Source organism: Cellvibrio sp. UBA7661 (genome assembly GCA_002483365.1).
GTDB lineage: Bacteria > Pseudomonadota > Gammaproteobacteria > Pseudomonadales > Cellvibrionaceae > Cellvibrio.
The window spans coordinates 57538-82691 of record DLHT01000006.1; the positions used below are offsets into that span (position 1 = coordinate 57538).

The 25154-nt window shown below is 52.8% G+C and carries 19 protein-coding genes; 10 read left to right on the top strand and 9 right to left on the bottom strand.

Annotation, left to right across the window (positions count from 1 at the left end; translation table 11 throughout):
* The 8 genes from B2739_RS04455 to B2739_RS04490 all read right to left on the bottom strand — a co-directional run bounded on the left by B2739_RS04455 (position 1) and on the right by B2739_RS04490 (position 8581).
* Entirely contained in the window at positions 1–834 is an 834-nt protein-coding gene (locus B2739_RS04455; RefSeq protein ID WP_331344672.1) for a beta-ketoacyl synthase chain length factor, read from the bottom strand.
* Positions 831–2042 carry a beta-ketoacyl-ACP synthase gene (locus B2739_RS04460; protein ID WP_331344673.1) on the bottom strand — a complete coding sequence of 404 codons (1212 nt, stop codon included), beginning with the start codon at positions 2040–2042 and terminating at the stop codon, positions 831–833. The genes B2739_RS04455 and B2739_RS04460 overlap by 4 nt, the downstream gene beginning before the upstream one ends.
* Before the next feature lie 142 nt (positions 2043–2184).
* Positions 2185–3351: a DUF3570 domain-containing protein gene (locus B2739_RS04465; protein WP_414633211.1), complete on the bottom strand. Its 1167-nt coding sequence runs from the start codon at positions 3349–3351 to the stop codon at positions 2185–2187.
* Positions 3352–3373: 22 nt separating this feature from the next.
* On the bottom strand, positions 3374–3598 hold the full coding sequence (locus tag B2739_RS04470) for a DUF4266 domain-containing protein (RefSeq protein WP_331344675.1): 225 nt from the start codon (positions 3596–3598) through the stop codon (positions 3374–3376).
* Positions 3595–4089, bottom strand: a complete 495-nt coding sequence (locus B2739_RS04475) for a TlpA family protein disulfide reductase (protein WP_414633208.1) — start codon at positions 4087–4089, stop codon at positions 3595–3597. Before B2739_RS04475 ends, B2739_RS04470 begins: the two co-directional genes overlap by 4 nt.
* A gap of 38 nt (positions 4090–4127) precedes the next feature.
* Positions 4128–4796, bottom strand: a complete 669-nt coding sequence (locus B2739_RS04480) for an outer membrane beta-barrel domain-containing protein (RefSeq protein ID WP_331344676.1) — start codon at positions 4794–4796, stop codon at positions 4128–4130.
* Complete coding sequence (locus B2739_RS04485) at positions 4766–5596, bottom strand: SH3 domain-containing protein (RefSeq protein ID WP_331344677.1); 831 nt, start codon at positions 5594–5596, stop codon at positions 4766–4768. The genes B2739_RS04480 and B2739_RS04485 overlap by 31 nt, the downstream gene beginning before the upstream one ends.
* 6 nt (positions 5597–5602) lie before the next feature.
* Positions 5603–8581: a hypothetical protein gene (locus tag B2739_RS04490; RefSeq protein WP_331345120.1), complete on the bottom strand. Its 2979-nt coding sequence runs from the start codon at positions 8579–8581 to the stop codon at positions 5603–5605.
* Between the two features lie 466 nt (positions 8582–9047).
* Here B2739_RS04490 and B2739_RS04495 point away from each other — a divergent pair, with 466 nt between their 5' ends.
* From B2739_RS04495 to B2739_RS04520, 6 genes are all read left to right on the top strand, one after another.
* The gene (locus B2739_RS04495) at positions 9048–10286 is read left to right on the top strand and encodes a hypothetical protein (protein WP_414633209.1); all 1239 of its coding nucleotides are present in this window, start codon (positions 9048–9050) and stop codon (positions 10284–10286) included.
* A gap of 6 nt (positions 10287–10292) precedes the next feature.
* Positions 10293–12803, top strand: coding sequence for a LamG domain-containing protein (locus B2739_RS04500; protein WP_331344678.1), 2511 nt, complete (start codon positions 10293–10295; stop codon positions 12801–12803).
* Between the two features lie 13 nt (positions 12804–12816).
* Complete coding sequence (locus B2739_RS04505) at positions 12817–14436, top strand: hypothetical protein (RefSeq protein ID WP_331344679.1); 1620 nt, start codon at positions 12817–12819, stop codon at positions 14434–14436.
* 129 nt (positions 14437–14565) lie between these two features.
* Positions 14566–15321: a polysaccharide lyase gene (locus B2739_RS04510; RefSeq protein ID WP_331344680.1), complete on the top strand. Its 756-nt coding sequence runs from the start codon at positions 14566–14568 to the stop codon at positions 15319–15321.
* Between the two features lie 100 nt (positions 15322–15421).
* Positions 15422–17302 carry a diguanylate cyclase gene (locus tag B2739_RS04515; protein WP_331344681.1) on the top strand — a complete coding sequence of 627 codons (1881 nt, stop codon included), beginning with the start codon at positions 15422–15424 and terminating at the stop codon, positions 17300–17302.
* A gap of 140 nt (positions 17303–17442) precedes the next feature.
* Complete coding sequence (locus B2739_RS04520; protein WP_331344682.1) at positions 17443–18225, top strand: sulfite exporter TauE/SafE family protein; 783 nt, start codon at positions 17443–17445, stop codon at positions 18223–18225.
* Between the two features lie 82 nt (positions 18226–18307).
* Here the strand turns inward: B2739_RS04520 and B2739_RS04525 are convergent, their stop codons facing one another.
* Complete coding sequence (locus tag B2739_RS04525; protein WP_331344683.1) at positions 18308–20077, bottom strand: GspE/PulE family protein; 1770 nt, start codon at positions 20075–20077, stop codon at positions 18308–18310.
* Positions 20078–20368: 291 nt separating this feature from the next.
* Between B2739_RS04525 and B2739_RS04530 the strand changes: the two genes are divergently transcribed.
* The 4 genes from B2739_RS04530 (at position 20369) to argA (ending at position 25022) form a co-directional block, all read left to right on the top strand.
* Complete coding sequence (locus tag B2739_RS04530; RefSeq protein WP_331344684.1) at positions 20369–21046, top strand: TIGR00153 family protein; 678 nt, start codon at positions 20369–20371, stop codon at positions 21044–21046.
* Between the two features lie 27 nt (positions 21047–21073).
* Positions 21074–22348, top strand: a complete 1275-nt coding sequence (locus B2739_RS04535) for an inorganic phosphate transporter (protein WP_331344685.1) — start codon at positions 21074–21076, stop codon at positions 22346–22348.
* 176 nt (positions 22349–22524) lie between these two features.
* Complete coding sequence (argE, locus tag B2739_RS04540) at positions 22525–23679, top strand: acetylornithine deacetylase (RefSeq protein ID WP_331344686.1); 1155 nt, start codon at positions 22525–22527, stop codon at positions 23677–23679.
* 26 nt (positions 23680–23705) lie between these two features.
* Positions 23706–25022, top strand: a complete 1317-nt coding sequence (argA, locus tag B2739_RS04545) for an amino-acid N-acetyltransferase (protein WP_331344687.1) — start codon at positions 23706–23708, stop codon at positions 25020–25022.
* The last annotated feature ends 132 nt before the right edge of the window (positions 25023–25154 follow it).

The following is a 25154-nucleotide window of genomic DNA, read 5'->3' on the forward strand; positions in this document are numbered from 1 at the left end:
CTAAAAACTCACCTCAAGATTGAGCGCGCGCGCGGGGCTGAGAGCAAATGCACACTGCCCGGTTTGCTTCTGCGCTAATTGTTGCAACAGACCCAGCACCTTGGCTGAGGGATTGTCGCGATAGAGCGCGGCCAATTGGGTACAGGGCAACTCCGGCGCAGCGACCGCCTCGCTGTTTTCAGCACTTATGGCCAAGCGCGCCAGGGGAGCCGCGGCCGTGCCCGCAGGGACAATCAGCAGCGCTACCGCAAAGCTGTATTCGCAGGCAAAAATCTGGCGATAGGCGTCGTGCGCGGCGGTGTCGAACAGGGTCACCAGTACCGGCTCATTGTGCTGCTGGCACTGGATCATCGCCTCCAGCAGTGCCAAACCAGCGGTATTTTGGTAGGCGGCGATGGAGTTGGCGGATTTCATACAGCCGGTACTAATAGTCCAGTAACCCGCTGCGGCGTTGTGTACCGAGTTGTGGAATTTGGTGGGCGACAACTGCTTTTCCGGCGTAGTGAGCACACGGCACATATAGTCGGTGATTTCAGTATCGCCCAAACCAGAGCCAAATACGCAGGCCACCTCACTGGATGCCAAACCCGCCTGTTGCAGCGCCTGCCAACTCACCTCCACCGCAGCACGCACCGGCAGCGGCGCGCGGCGACGTTCATTGGCGGGGATAATCTCTGGCTTTGGCGTTTGCATCGCCCACTGCAGCTCTTCGCCAATCGCAGGATTAGCCAACAGCGTCTGCAGTTCCGCCCAGTTATTAAAGGCTGGCCCCCAAACGCCTATCCCCACAAGATCTGCACCCACCAGATCTACCGCCATCTTCTGCTGGCTCATACGGCCACCTCCGCACGGCTAAAAATCAGGCAGGCATTGTTGCCGCCAAAACCGAAGGAGTTACTCATGACATGGGTTAGCTCTGCGGTTTGGTTGGCGGCGCTCATGCGGATGGCGATCTCAGGGTCAACCTGCGCCAAATTCAGTGTGCCCGGCACCAGACCGGAGCGCAGCGCCTCCAGCGCAAAAATCGATTCGAGGATTCCAGCCGCACCCAGCGTATGACCTGTCCAACCTTTGGTGGAGCTGGCAAGTATGGATGATGGAAACAGTGCGCCAACCAGATTGCCTTCAATATGGTCGTTGGCGCGACTGGCGGTGCCGTGCAGATTGATATAGTCGATGTGCGCCGGGGTTAAATCCGCTTGCGCCAGCGCCTGCTCAATCGCCAAGCGCGCGCCCTCGCCCTCGGGGTGCGGGTGGGACATATGGTGCGCATCCGAGCTTTCGCCGTAGCCGCTCACTTGAATGCCGGTGTGCTCAATAGCTTCAGCATCGCTGCCGCGCACCAAAATCGCAAAACCAGCGGCTTCACCCAGATTGATGCCATCGCGCGCGCCATCAAAGGGGCGACAGGGGGATTCAGATACCAGCTGCAGAGAGTGGAAACCATAAAGCACGCTTTGGCAAAGCGTATCGGCACCGCCGACTAACACCGCATCCACAATACCGGCACGCAGCCAGCGAGCCGCCGTAGCAAACACTTTGGCGGAGGAGGAACAGGCGGTATTCACCGTCATGTTTGGGCCATCCAGCCCCAGCAATTCGGCGACAAACAAACCCGGCGCATGAGGGTTTAATACCTGCTCTTGCAGGAATTGCGGCGGCAACTGACCTTGCGCATCCAGCTGGCGATAAGCTTCTTCCGAACGGTCGATACTGGAGGTGCTGGAACCCATCACCACACCGATGCGCACTGAACCAAAACGCTCAATCAGTTTGGCGAGCGATTGCTGCAACGAGCCCTGCTGTAACCCCAAGGCGATGAGCGCATTATTGCGGCTCTGCCACGCGGCCATATTGGGCGCAAACACATAGTCATCAATCGCCGCGACACGGCCAATCCAGGTCGGCAAATCGCAGCCTGGGAAGTCATTGGGACGCAGGCCGGAGCGTTGATTGGCCAGCGCCACACGCAGCTCATGCATACCGCTACCGGCGGCGCAGGTCGCGTCATAATCGACAATTACTATGGACTCAGGAGACACAGTTCTCTCACTTGTTATTCGCAAAAAGGCAATGATTGCCACAATCGGCAACCTTGAAAAAGGCTCGGGATTATAGAGATAGGGGCACAAAATATCATCTTACGGATGAACCTTTGCGCCCGATCAGGGGAATTGCCGGAAACTAAAACCAAAAGGAAAAATATAAGCGGATCACATCGGCTTGCAGGCTGTAAAGCGGCTCCTCACCCGCAGCAAATTCCTCAGGGGAGACACGCGCATCGCGGAAATCGTCGTAGTCAATATTGAAGTGATCCCAATAGAGATTCGCGGTGCTTTTGTCGAACCAGGGAATATAACCTGGTGGAATTTTATAGGTCACACCCAAGCCCAGCGTGGTGGATGAAAACGGGCTTAATTCTTTATCGCGCGCCAAAAAGTTTTGGGCATCACGATAGGGGAATAAATCCGCGTAAAAATCTGCACCGGTTTGCTCGTACATGCGGAATTTCACTTCAATCAAAAACTGTTCGCCGTAGGGATGCAAATAGCGCAGCTCGATATTTTCTGCATCAATACCCCAGCTATCAGAAAACTGGCGCGCTTCAAAACGGACAGAGGCGCGATAGGGCAAATAATAAATGGCGCGCAACCCCAGTGCATCGCTGTTGCGCGTGTGCGGGTAGCGCTCGGATTGATACAGATAACCGCCGGTGCCACTTAAATAACGCACCGAACGATAAGGGTTATTTAAACAACTCTCTTCCTGAGTGAGATTCAAACATTGATCGGTGGCGCTATCAAAACTCAGCGAGGCCAGTAAATTTTTGGTGACAATTTGCGATGCATTGACACTGTACTTACGGCGCTGCAAATCGCGCGTGTAAGTCGGGTCGGTATTTTGCCCAACCACATCTTCACCAAAACTCACACCAAATCCGAGCGTGGTTAAATCGCCAAAAAAACTTTGGTCGATACCCAATGAATAGGTCGATGCATCGTAATCATTTTCTTTACTGCTGACGTAACCGAACTTGATGGTGGAGCGATCAACCATGTATTGACCACTGAGGCCGGTTTCTTTGCGTTCTTCACTGTAGGGGCTGGCAGTTGCTTGCACATCAATCGATGCACTGCTCACCATATCGACATAATAATTGGCCGCCAAGGATACCGAGGTACCAATATTTTTGCGCACCAAAATCGAAGGGCCATCGATGGTTGCGCCGCCACCATCATAACCGTGGTACAACACATCGATGCGTTCATCGGGTAATACGGCGGCTTGCGTTAGCGTCGATAGCACAAGTAAAAGAAACGATAAAAGCAAACAAAAACTGGATTCCCGCATACGCGGGAATGACGATGAAGAATTAATTACAGCCACAGCCACCTCCCGATGCGCCGTCGCCACCACGCGCGGCTTCGCGCGCATCATAAACGTGATGCAAATACGAATCAGCGACCGGATCGCGCTCGAAACTCATGATTTCATCCGCAATTTTTTGCCGCTCGTAAGGCTTCACCCAAGGTTTTAACGAGCTACAGGCAGCGATGCACAACAGCAGCGCGAGTAATGTGAGGCGGCGCAGGATCATTCTTTAATCAGCTCTCGAATTTGATCGCGATATTTATTTTCGTCGCCCGCTTTGTAGCCGCGATTGACGTAGCGAATCTGGCCTTTTTTATCGATCACAACCGTAGTCGGCATAGCATCAACGTTATACAAGCTGCTCGCTTTGCTTTCGGTGTCATACAAAATAGGAAAGGTCACGCCCAATTCTTTAATCAGTTTTTTTGCGTCAGTATTGTCTTCTTCAACATTCACACCATAGAGCACGAAACCCGCGGCACTGTAGCGCTTGGACATTTCGTCCAGCAGCGGCATTTCTTTACGGCAAGGGCCGCACCAGGAGGCCCAGAAATTCAACATCACCACTTGGCCGCGCTGTTCAGCCAAGCGCACATTTTCACCGGTGCTGCTTTGCAGGGTGAAATCGGGAGCGGCATCAGCCGCTGCGTGCAACGAAAAAACGCCGACAGAAACCAGCATCAACAAACGTGCAAACATTTTTTGCAATAACATCATTGAATTCACCACTCAAATAACCGTATTAAAAATAGCCATTAAAAAAATAACGATAAACCTATGCGCGATTCCAGATTGGTTACGGTTTTGCTTTCACCAAATAGTTCGTGCTTAAAGCTGTGGCCGCGCATGCTGATATCCAACGCCATCCAGTCGGTGGTGTAAAAGCGCAACCCAGCACCAATATTGGTAGTGAAATAATCTTTCGCTGCAAAATCGGTATTGCCTGCACCTGCCAAAATATAAAAGTGATTATTGAACGTCCATTTATCGGAAATAAATACTTGCCCATGCAAGAAATTGTATCCAAGTGACAGGTTGTAATAATTCAAATCGCGCTCGTCATCGGTAAGCAGTTCTACACCGCCGCTCAACAATTCATAACTGGTTTTTTCGGTTTTACTGATGCCGTAGGCAGCCTCAACAAAAAAGTCTTCGGTTATGTGATAGGCAAAGGTAATCCCCTGCACTTCATTGGTGCCGAAGTCTTCAATACTGAGCAACCCAAAAAACGCGCCCATTTCAAAATTTTCACTATCAAGATCATCTTCTTTAATGGTGCGGCGTTTGATGTCCGGCGTGATGATCTGCTCAAGCTCATCATCTTCGCTTTCACTGGAGTCATCCTGCGCATAGGTCAGCTGCCCAACGCAAGTCGTACCAAGCAATAGTGCGATTAAAAAAAGACGTTGAATCCGACTTTCCATTCATTAACCTCTTCGTTGGTATTGCGGCTGGTGAGTATGTAGTGATTGGTGTATTCCACCCGCAGGAAAAAACGGCCCGTCAAATGCACATAAGTGCCTATGCTTGCCTGTAATAAATTGTCTTCGCGATCTTCGGTTTGTACCAGTGTCGAGCTGGGAAAGGTATTAATCGTACCGCCGCCGATACTTAAAAAAGGTGATGCGCGCAATTCAGGAAACGGCTGGAATAAAATGCCCGCTGCGATAATTTGGCTGTCGGAAAACTGGCCGGTGTTTTCGGCGTAGCGCAATTCCGCCGATAAATTTTTTGTGAAGCGATACCCCACATTCATCGACAAACTGTCTGCACCGGCAAAGTCACCATAGGCTGCACCCATTTCAAATCGGTTCACCAAATAATCGGCTTGCTTGGTATCGGGAAACTCCGGTTTGCTGCCATCCAGCGCCAAGGTAAATTGCATATCATCGCGCTTGATCCAACCGACTATTCCGCGTTTGGTTTTGATTTTTATCCAATCCGTGCGGCTCTTGATAAGCGTAATAATTTCGTCGCGCTCGACCACATGAAAAATGGGATAGCCACGACCGGGGCCGGAATACACATTGATAAATGCATCGTCCACAATGACCTGCAGCGGCTCATCTTCTGCAAACCAATTACCAAACCAACTTTGCGCCAATGCGGGTTGCGCGGCCAACAGTAAACCACACAAAAGCAAGCGCACCATTGACAAACCGGCGACTACTGAAAAATAGCGGCGCGACTGTTTTTGTTGTTGTGCTGCGCTGAAAATCGTCATTGAAAATCAATCTACCGAATCAAAGGGATTGTTGTAGTAGGCCGCGCGGATATCGAGCCACTCGGATAATAATTTCAACTCACTGGAATTTAAAAAGCCGCGATGGTCAACAGTATCCGTCGCCGCGTCAAAATTAGCAAAGCGACTGAAAAACCGTGCGCTGGCACGCGCGCCACCCGCCGACATAGATGCTGTGACATCGATTTGCTCGGTAAGAGGGATCGGATTGCCCTCGGCATCCAATACCAATACCTGTTCAACTTCACCCAATTCGTTAGTTATGTCTTGCTGTACAAACGGGCAATCCACAACGCCGTCGCAGGTAGGATTTCCGTCGGTATCAAATACAACCTGACACTCGGGAATCGCATCTTCATCGACAACAAATTCGCACACCGGAATGTTATCGGTAAGACCTGCCATGTCACCCGTCAGAACCTGCCGCAGATCATCCACAAGCAGCTCACTGTAAGAGGTCATGTGATCGTTATTCATATCCGACGGCTGGCTCGTCAACTCTAGCTGACCGGCTGGAACCTGCACAAGCGCATTGCCGTTGAGATCGGTGGTGTTGCGGCTATGGCAACCCGTGCATTGGCGCTCAACGGCATTGACTATGCGGCTGCGCTCCCACAAAGGTTGAATGTGGGTTTCGTAGTTAATGGTGATCCGGCACAAGCTGTTCCAGCCATCCGGCTCCATGCAGGCTTCAGAGGTAGGCGCATGGATTTGCGCGGGATCATCTACAAGGGTGCTATAGCGATAATCAAAAGCAGGCTCTTTGGCGCGCACTGCAGGGTCTGTCCATTCATCGTTAAAGACGATATCCACACTCGGCTGGCGCTGCGCAACGGGTGCACAGCTCGCGGCATTTCCTGCCTCTGCGCAGAAGGTCGAGCGCGCGGCAAATTCAGCCATGGTTTCACCCATCGCCGGGGTGATGGGTGTACCGAAACTGTCAAAGCGGATGGTATTTAAAAATTGCATCCCGCTGGTTACCGCACCCTGATTGAGCGCAGCCACTTCGGCATCGGCACGGCCATGGGCGACATCGTTGCGATTGTCGTGGCAACCGTTGCACTCGCGCACTTCGCCCGGGCGCAGCTGCAACCAGTTATTGTGTGCCGGGCTAATACGACGACCATTCACATCCAGAATTTCAATGGTAAACGCAACATCGGCAGGGACTTTTACCTTGACCGAACCATCCGGCTCGATGGGCGCATAACCCAATATTTCACGCATCACCCCGCCGCTAACACCAAAAGCAGAGCCGTCAAAATCGAGCGTATCGTCATCGGGCATGGAAACAGCTTTGATCAAACGCAAAAAGCGCGCGGGGCGCTGGGATGGGGCAGCAGCAGCCATCGCCACCAGGTCTGCTGGCGCACTGGTCACACCGTAGCGGCCAAAGCTGCCATCGATGTCATACACACTGCGGATATGAAGCACCCCGACCGATTCCTGCGCCAGCTGGGTATCCACTTCCGAGCGGAAAAAGGTGGGCGGGGTAATTTTTTCCAGCGAGACCGCATCGGTATACATCAGCCCCGGCTTTGCCAGCACTACCGGCTGTTGGGTTTGCTGGGTGATGTCGTAAATCCAGATGCCGTAAAACGGCTCTGCTTCGGTGATATCAGGGATCGCCCGATTGGCTTCAGTACACGGCAGGAGACGTTCGGTTTCCGGCTCTTGCAGACGGCACTGGCTCCAACTCACCAGCAGGCGATTGGTGCCATCGTAGAGCGGATAAAGCGAGGCAAAACGCCCGTGCGGTGAGATTTCATTTTCGCCTTCGCGGATATTAACCGGCAGTATGGATATACGGGTCTGCCCATCCGCGCCTGCACTGTTAGCCCCCTGAACCGGGCGGTCGAATTCACGGAACCCTGCACCATCGATCACCACCATATCGCCCCCCAACAGCGCGCCGCTGGGTTTGAGGATGGCAGCGATACGTCCGTCTGGCATGGGGTTCAGGCCAAACAAGCGCGGCGTGCTTTGGGTGTCATCTTCCGGCTCTTCGTTCAGGCTGTTGTAGCCATAATAAATCTGGCTATTGGTGCCATCGGGGTTGACGGTATAGAAGCTGAGATTATCGTTACCCATGGCATCCCAACGCATATAAAACACGCGCCCGTCAGGCAAAACGCCGGGCTGGATATCATGGCTTTGGTTGTAAGTAATTTGTTGGATGTCGGTGCCGTCGTCTTTCATGGTGTGCAGCACGAACGCGGGTTCGTTGCGGTCGTCCTCGATACCGGCGGCATACTGGGGCTTGCCGTCATCCAGCAAGATGGCTTTGCTGCGCGTTTGGCGAGTGGAGGCAAACAAAATGCGGCCATCGGGCAGATAGCGCGGGGAAATATCCTGCCCTGCCTCAGCAACTATATCGGTCGCAATAATGCGCCGCAGGGTTTTGCTTTCCAGATGGTATTCCCAGATATTCCAGGTGGGCTGCTCGTCTTCGTCAGCATCTTCGATTTCCGGCGCACGCATCGCAAATACCAGACGCTGCCCATCGGGGTGGACCGAAATATCCTTTACATCGTAGAGCGGGCCATCGGGATAGTCCTCAACGGGAAAATCCTCCAGCGGAAAAGCGGCCGAACTGATATCAACCGGCGTTGCCTGCGCAGTGGCACGCTCTTTCAGGATTAATTTGGCACCGGGATTAAAAGCCGCTGGCTCAAACACATCAGGGAAAACTGGCTCACCGTCTTCATCAACCGGAATAGGGCGTTCGATGTAGGCGATAGGCAAATCCACCACAACAGGATCAGGCTGTTGCCCGCCATCGGACTTGCCACCTCCACTGCCACCACCACAGCCGGCCAACACCAACAGAATGCTCGTCAGCGAGGCCAAACAGGCATTCCGCCAAAACAGAAAATCAGCCTTGAGAGTGAGCAGAGAAAACCCCAATTCGCATTTCATAAAACGGTTGCCAATGTTGTTATAGAGCGATTCGCGCAGCTTGATCATCAAAAGCCGCGCCAACACGATTGCATTCAGCCAATACTAGCCAAAGGCGCGATCTTCATCCGATTCCACAGAAAGCGATGTGATCCCCTTCTCGCTTTACCGGCACAAAGCGCTTACTGGCCTTGACCCCTACGGAGTTGAACCAGTTCTCACTCTGCCCATATGCACACCAAAGTGACAATTTATGCCACATAAACAGCGGTAAACTATCCGACTAACGGCAGAAGGAAACCGCTGGGATAGGGCTAAAATCACGCCCAAACGACAAGGAAAAAGCGCCACCGCAAACAGGAAGAGAGAACCAATTCTAATTCTGGAAACATGCAGGCCGATACACGTTTGTGCCCACTTTTTCGGCATATTCACTGCATAGTCACCACGTTTATCGCTTCGCTATCGTACTTATCGTTTAACACTGTCTGCATGTCGCTGCCACGCTTGTTGCAGCCATTGACCGGGAGCCACCGTGACTATTCCCTCTAACTGCTTATTCCGCAAGCTGGCGTTTTATCTGCCCGCCGGATTATTCGCACTGGCGCTGATTGCGCCCGCCACCCAGGCAGGCTCACGCGAGCAAGCGCTGCAAATCCACAACCGTGTCGCCGGTGTACCGCCCACTGAAGCGGTGCTGCTGCAAATGACCGCGCAGATAGACGCGGGCCAAACTGCCGAAGCAGTAAAAATCGCCATGGACAACGAGGCGTTTTACAGCGTCACACTGAAAAATATGGCGACTCCCTGGACCAACCGTGAGCAGACGGTATTCGCACCACTCAACGACTACACCGCGACTATTATCGGTCTGGTGCGCGACAACGCCGATTTCCGCACGGCGCTTTATGACGATGTGGTTTACACCAGCAGCGCGGGCGGTTTACCCGCCTATTCCAACAGCAATAACGATCACTATGTTGCCATTGAAAACCAGAGCGTCAGCCTGAAAGACACCTTGGTACGCCGCACCCAATCGAGCTTGAATGGCTTGCCATCCGATGCCACCTCCGGCGTGATCACCAGCCGTGCGGCAGCCAAAGCATTTTTTATCGCCGGAACCAACCGCGCCATGTTTCGCTTTACCCTGATCAACCACTTATGCCGCGATTTGGAACAAGTTCATGACACGTCGCTGGTGCCGGACTATATCCGTCAGGATGTGAGCCGCAGCCCCGGTGGCGATAGCCGCGTGTTTCTCAACAATTGCATCGGCTGCCACAACGGCATGGACCCACTGGCGAAAGCCTACGCTTATTACGATTACGAATTTAATATCGACGCAGACCCCGATGGTGCAAGCGGTGCCATTCACTACAACACCGAGGGCACACTCGATCCGGACACCAATTCGCGCGTGGAAAAGAAATACCGCATCAACAGCTCCACCTTCAAGCCCGGCTACGTCACCACCAACGATGACTGGACAAACTACTGGCGGCAGGGCCAGAACAGCCACTTGGGTTGGGCGTGGAATTCACCGGCATTAACGGGCAGCGGCAGTGGAGCCAAAACCATGAACATGGAGCTTGCTCACTCCAAAGCCTTTGCCAGCTGCCAGGTTGAAAAAGTGTTTCAAAACGTGTGCCTGCGCAAACCGGGCGATGCCGCCGATCGCGCCAAAGTTGAGGAGTTCACCCAAAACTTCGCCACCCACAACTACCAGTTGAAGCAGGTGTTTATCGACACCGCCAACTACTGCAAAGGCCAATAAGGGGTGATGACTGTGAAGACTATTCAATTGCGCTCCTCGCTGCTTATCCTCAGCTTGATTACCGCCCTGATTGGCTGCGGTTCCGGCTCGGGTGCCAAAACCGAACCCAACCCCAATACCAATCCCGGCAATGGCAACGGCGAAGACTTTTCCTACAAAGGTGAAAAACCGGCATCGACCGCTGACATCACCAAATTCCAGAACAACCTGTGGATCAACATCGCGCGCGAAAATCGCTGCGGCGGCTGCCATACCCAAGGCAAGCAAGCACCGGAATTTGCGCGTGGCGATGACATCAACCTCGCCTATGCAGCGGTGATTGATAACGGCTTGGTGACGCTGGGTAATCCGGCGCAATCGCGCTTGGTCACCAAGGTCGCGGCTGGCCACAACTGCTGGCTGGCAGATCCGGTCGCCTGCGGCGATATCATGACCACCTGGATTACCGCTTGGGCGGGCAATAGCGGCACTACCGCAAATAGCACAGTGTTAACACCGCCTGCCGAAAAAGACGTGAGCAGCAGCAAGGTATTTCCAAGCAGCCCCACTGCATTTTCCACAACGGTGTATCCGGTGCTGACAGAGTATTGCGCCCAGTGCCACAGTGAGAGCGCCATCACCCGCCAACAACCCTATTTTGCGAGCAGCCGTGTGGATGTCGCCTATGAGGCCGCCAAAACCCGTATGCGATTGGATAACCCATCCGCATCGCGTTTTGTGCAGCGCTTGTCGTTTGATGGCCACAACTGTTGGAGCAACTGCAGCCAGAACGCCGCAGAAATGCAGGCGGCAATTACCGCGTTTGCAGATAGCATCGCCCCCATCACCGTTGACCCGAATCTGGTCATCAGCAAAGCCGTTGGCTTAAGTGATGCGTTTGTGGTCACCAGTGGCGGCCGCATCGATACCGATATTATCGCCAAGTACGAATTCAAAACCGGAAAGGGCAGCATCGCCTACGACACCTCGGGTGTAGATCCGGTCGCCAACCTGAACCTGATCGGCAACGTCGGCTGGAGCAGCGCTTGGGGTTTGAAATTTAAAGACACCGGCAAGGCGCAGGCCGCCACTGCGGACAGCCGCAAATTTTATGATTTACTGCGCGCCGCGGGCGAATACTCCATTGAGGCCTGGGTGATCCCCGACAATGTGGTGCAGGGCGATAACGACAACAATCCGGCGCGCATCGTCACCTATTCCGGCAGCAACACCAGCCGCAATTTCACCCTCGGCCAGTATGAGTACAACTACAGCTTTTTAAACCGCACCTCCATGAGCGATGCCAACGGCCTACCCGAGCTGGCCACCGCCGCCAACGCCGAAGTGTTACAAGCCAGCTTGCAACATGTGGTGGTCACGTTTGACCCCATCCGCGGCCGTCGCATCTACGTGAATGGCGAATTCACCGGCGATACCGACCCGGAAGCCGGTGCGGTACTCAAAGATTGGGACAGCAGTTTTGCGCTTGCGATTGGTAACGATGTCTCCAACAACCGCCCCTGGGCGGGCAGCATTCGCTTTTTAGCAATCCACAAACGCGCGATGAGTGCAGGCGACATCAAAACCAATTTTGATGTCGGTGTTGGTGCGAAATATTTGTTGCTGTTCAACGTGTCGGAATTGGTAGGTACGCCGCTGAGTTTTATCGTGTTCGATGTACAGCAATTTGACGACTACGCCTACCTGTTCAGCTCGCCTTTCTTTACCAATCTGGGCGATGAAAAAGTTTCGGGCAGTGTGGATTTGAAAGGTTTGCGTATTGGTGTGAATGGCACCGAAGCGCCCGTCGGCCAAGTGTTTGCCAATCTGGATACACAGATTAGCGCAGCACAGATGGTTGAAGGACGCCAGCCGTTATCGAGCTTGGGGACGATCATTGAAATGAAACAGGGGCCTGAGCAAGACCAGTTCTTCCTGACCTTTGACCAGATCGGCAGCAACTCTTACAGCCGCACGCCCGTTGCCGTACCACCACCGGCGGTACCGGCTGATATTCCCGGCCAGGCGCATATCGGCCTGCGCAATTTTGCCGAGATCAATGCGGCGCTGTCGGCCATGACCGGCGTGAGTAAAACCAACGCAGCAGTGAAAGCGACTTACACCAAAGTCGAACAACAACTGCCCACACTCACCAACATTGAAGGCTTTTTGGCAGCACAGCAGATGGGGATCACCCAACTCGCCGTAGCCTATTGCAATGCACTGGTGAACGATACCAGCCTGCGCGCCAGCTATTTCAGCGGTTTTAATTTTGGTGCCAGTGCCGCGACCGCGTTTGATACCAATGGCCGCAACCAGATTATCGACCCGCTGTTGCGCAATTTGCTGGCGGGCAATATCGCCTCCGGCGGCACACTCAGCAATCAGGCCAGCCCGACCGAGATCCGTGCGGAGCTGAACAACCTGATCAACCGTATGACTGCCTGTGGCAGTGGCTGCGCCAGCAACCGCACCGCCACCACAGTTAAAGCCACCTGCGCCGCCGCAATGGGCAGCGCCATTATGTTATTGCAGTAAGGGAGCCGAGATCATGGCCAAAAAGACCACACCACTTCATCCCGATGCCCCGCTACTGCTGAATAACCACAGCCGTCCGGTGACCCGCCGCGAACTGGTATCACAAGGTTTCCGCGCCGGTACTGCCACCGTATTAGGCGGCTCGATTTTCAGCTTGTTCGCCAATCCCCGTGAGGCTGAAGCCGCGCTCTCGGCGGATCTGATTGCGATGCGCAGCAGTTGCGGTATCGCCGCGCAGGGCGCAGGCAAGATCCCGTTTATCTGCTTTGATTTGGCCGGTGGAGCCAATATCGCAGGCTCCAATGTGTTGATCGGCCAGCGCGGCGGCCAATTGGATTTTTTAAGCGCGGGCGGATACAGCAAACAAGGCCTGCCACTTTCCATGAGTCCGGCCGCCTCCAGCGCAGTCAATCCGCTGATCAACAATGAGCTAGGCCTTTCGTTCCATTCCACCAGCGCCATGTTGCAGGGGATTTTGGAAAAAGTTGCTGTGGGCAACCGCGCCCTGACCAACGGTGCAGTCATTCCTGCACGCTCGGAAAATGACACCGGCAACAATCCGCACAACCCTATGTACGGCATCAACCGCGCCGGAGCCAATGGCTCGCTGCTGGCACTGATCGGCTCGCGCGCCAGCGATTCCGGCGGCAACTCCATGGCACCGGCGATGATGATCAACCCCGAGGTGCGCCCGACTAAAGTCGATAACCCCAATGACGTCACCGGCCTTGTCGATGTGGGCGATCTGGTCAGCCTGCTCGATCAACAAGACACTGTGGCGGTGATGGAATCGATTTATCGCCTGAGCGACAAAAAGCTCAGCGCCGTCAACACCGGCACCAGTAACGATGCGGTGATCAAAGACATGGTGCGCTGCGGCTATGTGAAAAGCGCCGACCTCGCCGACCGCTTTGGTAATCCATCTGCGATTGATCCGGTTGCAGATGCGGATTTGGTAGGCGCTGGCGGTGTATTTAGTCAGGCCGAATTTGATGGCGATGGTGAATTCCGCAAAACCGCATCGGTCGCCAAACTGGTCATTAACGGCTATGCCGGTGCCGGTACGATTACCATGGGCGGTTACGACTATCACACCGGCGACCGCTCCACCGGCGAAACACGCGATTTGCGCGCAGGCCGCTGCATAGGTGCTTGCCTTGAATACGCGGCACGCAAAGGTATGCCGCTGATGATTTATGTATTCAGCGATGGCTCGGTATTCAGCAACGGCATGATTGACGACTCACCCATGGGCGGAGGTAAAGGCGTTTGGACGGGCGACGACCAGCAGACCGGTGCCTCCTTCTTCCTGGTCTACAACCCCGCACGCCGCCCGGTGCTCATGGGCGGCAGCAGTAGCGATCCAGCTACCATTAGCGATGTACAGCGCGTACACCAGCAAATTGGCCATATGCGCGCCAGTGGCGATGTGGAAACAGGCTCCGGCGTAGGCGCGGCCAACAACGTTAACTCGCTGGTGGAGACGGTGATCCTCAATTACATGGCGCTGCACGGGCAACAAAACCAATTCGGCAATTTGTTCCCCGGAAATAGTTTGGGCAATGCCGCCGCGCTGGATAAAATCACCGCGTTCACCCCCATTTGCAACGGCGTGATTTCACAGCCGGTGTAACTGCCGACACATCGACAGCACAATACAAAACGCCGATACTGCATGCCAGTATCGGCGTTTTGCTTTATCCACCACAAAAATTCCTGACCTTTTATATCGCCCACAACAATAATTCCAAGGATCTGTGCCATGAAAAAATCATGCTTGTTGATGCCCTGTTTTATCGCACTCACCAGTTTTTGTTCTTTTAGCAATGCCAGCATTCTCTGGCAGGGCGATTTTGAAACAGGCGATATGTCGCAATGGAATTCGCCGATTAACGCCGCCGGATTATCGCTCACCAGTGAATGCACCTTTGATGGAAAACACGCAGGCAAAGTAACGCTGACGGGAGATGATTCTTTTTTATGGCGCGGCAATAAATTTCTGAACCGCAGTGAGTTCCATCATCGCCGCGCCGCAGGTAATACCCATGAAGGTAAAGACACTTTTTTTGCGTTCAGTTTTTATCTGCCCCAAAAATTCAGTGAGCACAAACATGAATTGGGTTATTGGGAATCCGATAAATCCTGGCAACAAATGTTTCGCTTCAACATTCACGGCAGCGACTTAAGTTTTCAGGAATCCGCCGCAAGCGATGTACTCTGGAAGTTACCCGAAGGGGCAGCGCCCGGGCAATGGCATCGCGTTGCCTTGCATATCCACTGGTCAACCGACCCGAAATTGGGCTCGACGGAAGTCTGGGTGAATGGCAAACACATGGGTAAACATCACTTCAAAAATCTTCCCACCAAAGATGCGTTGATGTTTACCCAGATCGGTATTTTGCGCACCCAAGAACAAACCACAGAAGAAATCCTGATCGACGGTGCACTGGAAACTGACAACCTCACCGAACTACTGGAGCGGGACAGGCATTTGGTAGGGAAGACCTGCGAAATTTAAATTTCCTGTGTGCAGATTTATACCATCGAGCTGCTAGGCTTAAGAGCAATTGGCTTGTGATAACTTGCCCTTAACAACTTGCTGCAACAACAGGATGGTTATGCCCGGCAAAACCGCATCGCTCAACCGTTTGATGTTCTGCTTTTTCCTCGCCCTGATGTGGCAGACCAGCCACGCGCAGGAAAAACCGCTGGTATTAAGCAATCATCCCGACCAGGCATCGGTATCACTCACCGAGTACTTCGCCATTCTGGAAGACTCCAGTAACAAACTCGGCTTTGATGACATCCGGCAACCCGAATGGGCGGAGCGGTTCACTACTGGACAACTGCCCGCTGCATCGCTGATTTACGGTTTTACCCGCTCCGCCTATTGGTTTCGCCTGCGCTTACACAATCCGCATAGCAATCTGGTTGAGCGATTTCTGGATATCAATTACGCGCGGCTTGCCAACGTCCAGCTGTATCATCAATCGCCCGATGGCCAGGTGTTGAGTTGGACTACCGGCACCGACTTTCCCTTCGCGACCCGCCCTCACCCCAATCGCGGTTTTGTGTTTCCATTAACACTGCTGACGCAAGGTGAACACACCATTTACATTCGCGTAAAAGGTGTGGCTGCGCTTGAGATTCCCGCTACGCTTTGGCAGACCGATGACTTCTACGCTTACGAGCGCAGCGATTATATTTTTTATTCGGTGTACACCGGCATCGCGCTGGCGATGGTGATTTTCAACCTGTTGGTATTCATACTCTTGCGCGAAAGTATGTATGCGCTCTATGTATTTTTTGTCGCCTCATTTGCACTGACTCTCGCCGCACAAAATGGATTGGCCAATGAATTTTTGTGGCCCAACTCGCCGCTTTGGTCAAATTATTCCATGGCGATTGGCTATTCCTACACACTCGCTGCGCTGCTGTTATTTACCCGCAGCATGTTAAATACCGCGAGCGTATTGCCGCGTATTGATCGCATCGTAAAAACCATTGTGGCGATTTATATCGTCTCACCCATCGCCTTTTTTCTCGCCTACCAAACCGTTATTCCGTTTGCGATGTTGCTGAATGTGGTTGCCTCCACTTTGATTTTGGGGATTGGTATTTACTGCGCATTCAAACGGCAACGCAGCGCCTATTTTTTTGTTGCCGCGTTTGTGGTGATTTGCACTGCATCACCAATAAATTCGTTGCGCGTCGCAGGTTTGCTGCCCACTAATTTATTTACCGTGAATGGATTGCAAATTGGCTCGGCGATTGAAATGATTTTGCTCGCCTACGCCCTTGCCGACCGGCTTTACACAACGCGCAGAGAAAAAGAGGCCGCCCAAATAGCAGCGCTGTCCGCGCAGCAACAAGTGGTGGAAACACTGCAAAGTTCCGAGCGCAATCTGGAAGAACAAATCCAGCGGCGCACCCAGGAGCTGATTGAAAAAAATCGCGCACTGGAATTGCTGTCGATCACCGACCCATTAACCGGTGTATTCAATCGTCTCAAGTTAAACCAATTGTTGCGCGATGAAATTGAACGCAGCAAACGCTATGACATTGAGTTGTCTGTGCTAATGATTGATGTCGATCACTTCAAAGCCATCAACGATACCTATGGCCACCCCGCGGGCGATTCCGTGTTAGCCACTATTGCTGCGCAACTGCGTCACTACAGCCGCGCCAACGATTCACCGGGACGCTGGGGCGGTGAAGAGTTTTTGGTGATTTGCCCGGAAACCTCGCTGGAGGGCGCAGCCACGCTCGCAGAAAGTTTGCGCAGTGTTATTGCACAGTACCCATTCAACCTTGCAACACCGGTGACAATCAGTATCGGTGTCACGCAATTCAATACTGATGACACGTTGGAATCACTCATGGAACGGGTCGATAAAGCGCTTTATCAAGCCAAACAAACCGGGCGCAACCAAGTGGTTAGCACCCCACAGATGACCGATCAGATTGCAGGAAATCATCCATCGCAACATGATGCTTAAAAACTTCCGGTTATAAGTACCAAACTAATTATCATTAGGCATCCTTCACCTCGGCTGTTAGCCTGCGCGCCCTGTTTATTTTTCAACACTTATATACCCAGCAATTGGTTTTATGTTGAACCGATTGTGCATGGAGTTTTATGGATTTTCAGATTGGCTATGTGATCGCTGGTTTGGTGGTCGGTTTTATCGTAGGTATGACCGGCGTGGGCGGCGGGTCATTAATGACACCTATCCTGCTCTATTTTGGTGTGAGCCCAGCCAATGCGGTGGGTACCGATTTACTGTACGCCGCCATCACCAAAGCGGGTGGAATCCACGTCCACCATAAAAAGAAAAATATCGATTGGAAAATTACCGGTGAGCTGGCATTAGGCAGCTTGCCTGCGGCGGCACTCACCTTGTGGGCGCTACATAGTATCCGCGTAGATACTGATACGCTGAACAGCATTATCAAAACCACGCTCGGTTATGCGCTGATCCTGACCGCGACTGCAATTTTATTTAAACGCCGGATTTTTGATTACAGCAAAAAAAATAACAGCTGGATAACGCGCATGAGTCGCCGCAGCCAGATGATTGCGACAGTCGTGACCGGCGTGATTCTCGGCGCTGTCGTTACCATTACATCCATTGGCGCAGGCGCCTTGGGTACTGTCGCCCTGTTTATGCTCTACCCGCTATTGCCTACTGTCCGTTTGGTGGGAACAGAAATCGCCCACGCAGTACCGCTCACACTGGTTGCCGGAATGGGGCATGCAGGCTTGGGGAATGTAGACTGGCATTTGCTCGCCAACTTGCTGATCGGTTCACTGCCGGGAATTTATTTAGGCAGCCACCTCGCCAACCGCGTAGCCGACCACTATTTGCGCCCGGCACTGGCGATCATGTTGGTGTTTGTGGGATTCAAATTGTTGTTTTGATCTGCACATTAATCCGCAAAAAAATGGCGACTTGCAGGTCGCCATTTTTATTTATATCGCACCAATTACTAAACCGCTTTTACTAACCCGCCTTATCCGGCGGCGGTGCCACACGCAAGACTTCTTCCATTGTCGTCAAACCCGCTGCGATTTTCTGCGCGCCGGACAAGCGCAAGGTGCGCATTCCCTCTTTCATTGCCAGCTTGCGCAGCTCTTGCAGGTTGCAATCAGGAACCACCTTGTCTTTGAGGTTATCGGACAGCATCAGGATTTCATACAGCCCCTGACGCCCCAGGTAGCCGGTATTGCGGCACTCCAGACAACCCACCGGACGATACACCCTGGCAGGCACGGCAACCTTCCAGGGCGCTACCAGTTCCTGCCAATGCTCGTGGGAGATACTGCCCTCCTCCTTGCAATGGGGGCACAGGGTGCGCACCAGCCGCTGCGCCATTACCCCGAGTAAAGTGGCGTTGATCAGATACGATGGGATTCCAAGATCCAACAAACGGGCAACCGTCGAAGGAGCATCGTTAGTATGTACGGTAGATAACACCAAGTGGCCAGTGAGCGCAGCCTGCACCGCCATCTGCGCGGTTTCCAAGTCGCGGATCTCACCTACCATGATGATGTCAGGGTCTTGCCGCATCAGGCTGCGGATACCCGCGGCGAAATCCAGCCCAATCTTGTGGTGCACCTGCGTTTGGTTAAAACGCTCTTCCACCATCTCGATCGGATCTTCAATAGTGCTCACATTCACTTCATCGGTTGCGACTTGGCGCAGCGACGAATAGAGCGTGGTGGTTTTACCGGAACCGGTCGGCCCCGTGACCAGCAAAATCCCGTTGGGGCGGTTGAGCATGGTATTCCAGCGATTGTAGTCATCGCCCACCAAGCCCAAATCGCTGAAGCTGCGTTGCAAGACTTCCGGATCAAAAATACGCATCACCAGCTTCTCGCCAAAGGCGGTTGGCAAGGTAGACATACGCAGCTCGATCTCGCTGCCGTCACTGCGGCGGGTTTTGATACGGCCGTCCTGTGGCTTGCGCTTTTCGGCAATGTCCATACGCGCCAGCACTTTGAAGCGACTGGTCACGGCAGTGGCGACGTTGGCAGGCAATTCGTACACATAATGCAGCACACCATCGATACGGAAGCGGATGCGCCCGACTTCCCTGCGCGGCTCTATATGGATATCCGACGCGCGCTGGTCGTAGGCGTACTGCAGGAGCCAGTCTACGATCTTGACGATATGCTGGTCGTTGGCATCCGGGTCGCTCGCCTTGCCCAACTCCACCAGCTGTTCAAAGTTAGTAATCGCTGAGCCAGCCGATGCACCGCTCGCGCCCGACACCGAGCGCGCAAGGGTGTAAAACTCCACCATATAGCGTTCGATATCGGCCGGATTGGCCACCACGCGCTTCACCGCGCGGCGTGCCACATGCTCGACTTGCGGCTCCCAGCCCGCCATAAACGGTTGGGTACAGGCGATCACCACATGATCGGCCTCGACTTTCACACAGAGTATGCCGTGGCGTTTGGCAAAGGCGTAGCTCATCACCTCGGTACATTTGGCCACATCGATCTTCATCGGGTCGATATGCACCAGCGGCAACTGTGCTTTGGCAGCCAGCCATTCAGTCAAGGTATCGCCATCCAGATTTTTGCCGGGGCGCAGAACATCTTCCATATTTTGGCTGGCGACATACGCAAGCGGATGCATGATAGCTTGCTCACGCGTGCGCGATGCGCCCAACAACAGGTTGGCGTCAATCTGGCGCATACGGCCATCGGCGACCAGATCCTGAATCAAGCCACGTAAATCCAATACCCGGTCCAACACCTGCGCCATCTTGTTATTCCTGTTTGCGAATGAGGGGATGCCAAGGATTGTAGCGGCTCCAGCACCAAGCGTCTGCACACATCACCACACAACTCGCCCCTCGCCCCACCACCTGCCCCGTCACAGACTGGCATTCACACAAGCATCATCTAGCCTCTTGATAATCACAAAGGGGATAAATGCCTAGCAAATAACCAACCAAAAAGCATCATAAGTTTGTCATAAAAACGCAATAAAGCTGCGTGACCTTGGCAGGCGATCTTTTTATACTGCGCACACTTTTAACCGGAGGGGTAGTCCATGCCTTTTGCTAACCTGTCGAACCTGTTTGGCCGCTCGCCCATCAAGCCGATGCAAGAACACATGGCATTGGCTGTGAAAGCCGCTGCTGAATTGACCAGCTTTTTTGAAGCAGTGACCAGCGATGACTGGACTCGCGCCAGTGAAATCCAGCAGCAAGTCGTCAAGTTTGAAAACGAAGCTGACGAAATCAAAAAGCACCTCCGCCTCCATCTTCCCAAAAGCCTGTTCCTGCCTGTACCCCGTACCGATCTGCTGGAACTGCTGACCATGCAAGACCGCATCCCCAACCGCGCTAAAGATATCGCCGGGATCATTATGGGGCGCCGCATGACCATCCCCGCGAGCATGAAAGACCAAATGAATGAGTTTGTTCACGCAAGCGTCGCCGCTGCCGAACAAGCCCTCACCGCCATCAACGAACTCGATGAGCTGCTCGAAACCGGCTTTAGTGGCCGCGAGCTGACCGTCGTTGAAAACATGATCAAGGAATTGGACATTCTCGAAGAGAAAGCCGACCAACTCGAAATTGGTGTGCGTACGTCTCTTTTCGCCTTGGAAGCCCAGTTGCCGCCGGTCGATGTGATGTTCCTCTACAACATCATTGACTGGGTGGGCGATATCGCTAACCGCGCACACGATGTGGGTGGCCGTTTGCAGTTGCTGCTGGCGCACTAACCGTTCTTTATTTTTAGGTAATTCACCATGACTTTATTTGCTGAATACAGCCAAGTGCTGTTCGTTCTAGCCTGTGTCTTCGGCCTGTTTATGGCGTGGGGTATCGGTGCGAATGACGTATCCAACGCAATGGGCACCTCAGTAGGCTCACGCGCCCTGACCATGAAACAGGCAATCCTGATTGCGATGGTATTTGAGTTTGCCGGTGCCTATCTTGCAGGCGGTGAAGTGACAGAAACCATCCGCAGCGGCATCGTTGAGCTGGATGTAATGACCAGTCATCCGGATTTATTCGTGTTTGGCATGTTGTCATCACTCCTTGCAGCAGGTACCTGGTTGTTAATTGCCAGTATCCTCGGTTGGCCAGTATCCACCACCCACTCCATCGTCGGCGCGATTATCGGTTTCTCCGCAGTGGGCATTTCGGTTGATGCGGTGCAATGGGGTCAGGTCTGGGGCATCGTGGGCAGCTGGGTCATCACACCCGTAATTGCCGGTGTTCTCTCCTTCTGGATTTTCCGCTCTGTACAACATCTTATTCTCGACACTGAAGATCCCTTCACCAACGCCAAGCGTTACATCCCGATTTATATGTTTGCCGTTGGGTTTTTCCTTTCCATGGTGACCATCCTCAAAGGTTTGAAGTACGTACTGAAAGAACATCATCTTGATTTCAGCTTTATACAAGCCGTTATGATCGCGGCAGTGATTGGCGTGCTTGTGGCGGGTATAGGTATGTATTTACTCAGCCGCATCACCCAGGATGCCGCAGCGGACAAAAACAACCGCTTCTCAAGCGTTGAGCGCGTATTCGGCGTGTTGATGATTTTCACGGCTTGCTCTATGGCATTTGCCCATGGCTCCAACGATGTTGCCAACGCGGTAGGCCCTATGGCTGCCGTGATCAGTGTTGTCGAATCCGGTGCAGTAGGTGCAAAAGCGGCTGTAGCACCCTGGGTGCTGCTGCTGGGTGGTATCGGTATCGTTGTTGGTCTTGCCACTTATGGCTATAAAGTAATGCAAACCATCGGTAAAAAAATCACCGAACTCACCCCAAGCCGTGGCTTTGCTGCTGAGATGGCTGCGGCCGCAACGGTTGTTATCGCATCCGGTATTGGTTTGCCTATCTCCACCACCCACACATTGGTAGGTGCAGTACTCGGTGTTGGTTTGGCGCGCGGTATTGGCGCACTTAACCTGCGCGTGATCGGCGGCATCTTTGCCTCATGGGTAATCACTCTGCCCGCAGGTGCAGGTCTTTCGATTTTGTTCTTCTTTTTCTTCAAAGGCGTCTTCAGCTAATTTTTCAACGACGTATTGGAGCCTTTGTGCTCGCGCCAAACCCGAGCCGGAACTCCGCCTCGGGTTTTTTATTGCCTGCTTTTCAGTGGCTTTGCCCTACCTCGGGGTACTTGCATTTTTACCGGCAATCATCGATAACACCGGCATAGTCTTTAACGGTTACCCGTGGATCATTCATGAGCGTTGATTTCAAACATTACCAACATCACCTGCAGCAACTGGTGGCATTACCATCGGTAAGCTGCGCGGTGCCCGAGTGGGACATGAGCAACCGCGCGGTCATTGATTATCTCGCTAATTGTTTTGCGGATTTGGGCTTTAATACTCAGGTACTGCCACTTGAGCAAACCGGCAAAGCCAATTTGGTGGCTACATTCGGTAGCGGCGATGGAGGCCTGGTGCTCGCAGGTCATAGCGATACTGTTCCCTACGATGCCAACCGTTGGCAAACCGATCCGTTCACCCTCACTGAAAAAAACGGCAAGCTGTACGGCTTGGGTGCCACCGATATGAAAGGGTTTTTCCCGGTCATTATTGAAGCGGTCAAACCCTATTTGTCGCACGCCTTCCGCCATCCACTTGTGGTACTCGCCACAGCTGACGAAGAAAGCAGTATGAGTGGCGCGCGTGCGCTGGCCCGCACAGGCATACCCGGCGCTACGCCACGTTACGCGGTGATTGGTGAACCAACTAATCTGGTGCCGATTCGCGCACACAAAGGCATCATGATGGAAGCGATACGCGTGCAAGGCCATAGCGGCCACTCATCCAATCCCGCACTCGGAAAAAACGCATTGGAAGCGATGAATCTGGTCATGACCGAACTCATGCAATTGCGTGGCGAACTACAATTGAAATATAGCAACCCGACATTTGCCGTGCAAACGCCCACACTGAATTTGGGCTGTATTCACGGCGGTGACGGAGCAAACCGCATTTGTGGAAGCTGCGAATTACATTTTGATTTGCGTTTATTGCCGGGAATGGATAACGATGAATTGCGCGCTATCATCCAACGGCGCTTGCGACCGATTGCCGAACATAGCGGAACCGATATTGTTTTATCGTCGCTGTTTGAAGGCGTCGATCCATTTGGTGAAGACGAACATAGCGATCTGGTAAAAGCCTGCGAACAACTAACCGGTAACCGCTCCGACAGCGTTGCCTTCGCTACCGAAGCTCCGTTTATGCAACAACTGGGTATGCAGACACTGGTTCTAGGGCCTGGCTCAATCGATCAGGCACACCAACCGGATGAATTTATTCCATTGGATCAGATTGCACCAGCAGTTACTGTACTGCGCAAACTGATCGAAAAATTTTGCTTGTAAATGTGCAATTAACAACGAGAACTATTGTGCCGACCAACACTCAAGATTACGTAAAGTGGTTTCGTCATTCCACGCCCTACATCAACAGACACAGCGATAAAACGTTTGTGATCATGCTGCCCGGCGAAGCCATCACCCACACCAACTTTCACAATATCGTCCATGATATTGCGCTGCTATGCAGCCTCGATGTGCGTCTGGTTCTGGTACATGGCGCGCGCCCACAAATTGATGAGCGCTTGCAAACTGCCGATACCTACAGCAGTTTTCATAAAAACTTACGTATCACCGACAGTGAAAGTTTGAGCCTTGTTATTCAAGCGATTGGCGAGGCGAGAACGATTGTTGAAGCAGCCCTTTCCACCAGTCTGCCAAATTCGCCAATGCACGATGCCGATATGCAAGTAATTAGCGGCAATTTTGTTGTCGCCATGCCTTACGGTGTAATTGATGGTGTGGATTTGCAACATACCGGCAAAGTACGCAAGGTGCACACTCGCTCATTAAATGCAGCGCTGGATTCCGGTGCAGTTGTACTGCTATCGCCAATTGCCTACTCACCAACGGGCGAAATTTTTAATTTATCGTTCAACGATGTAGCGACCCACGTTGCCAGCGCAATTAAAGCGGATAAATTTTTGGCGTTCGTCGCAGGCAATGGTGTAAGTGACAACGAAGGAAACCTGATTCGTCAATTATCCTTGCAAGAGTGCAAAACCTACCTCACCGAACAAGGCGATCAAATCGGCTTTGATTTACAGCAAGCTATCAGTGCTTGTTATTTGAGTTGCCTGCAAGGCGTACAACGCGCACAACTCATCAGCTATGAAACTGACGGTGCTTTGCTCACCGAATTATTTACCCGCGACGGTCTGGGAACCATGATTTACTCCGGGTATTACGAGCAGTTGCGCTCTGCCACTATCGATGATGTCGGTGGAATTATCGAATTAATTCGCCCTCTTGAAGAGGAAGGAATTCTGGTGAGGCGCTCACGCGAAGCATTGGAAATCGAAATCAATAAATTTCATGTCATGGAAAAAGACGGAACCATTATCGCTTGCGCCGCGCTTTACCCTTATGGCGATATGGCTGAACTGTCTTGCGTCGCCACGCACCCGGATTATCGGAATGGTGGGCGCGCAGCACAACTGTTGCAACAAATTGAGGCGCAAGCGCGCAAGCAAAAAATCAAACAATTATTTTTACTGACCACACAAACGGCACATTGGTTTATCGAACAAGGTTTTATGCAGGGTAAATTGGAAGATCTACCAGTACAGAAGCAACTTTTATATAACTACCAGCGCAACTCCAAGATTTTTATGAAGCCATTGGAATAGTCATTTTATTTTCTGCCTCAATGGTTCCGGGGCAGTACTCTGCATGACGGCACCTGATGTCAATGCCGGAATTCCGCCTTTTCTGGTATGCTTCTTATCCTTTCAATACCCTTTACAATACTGATTTTCCCC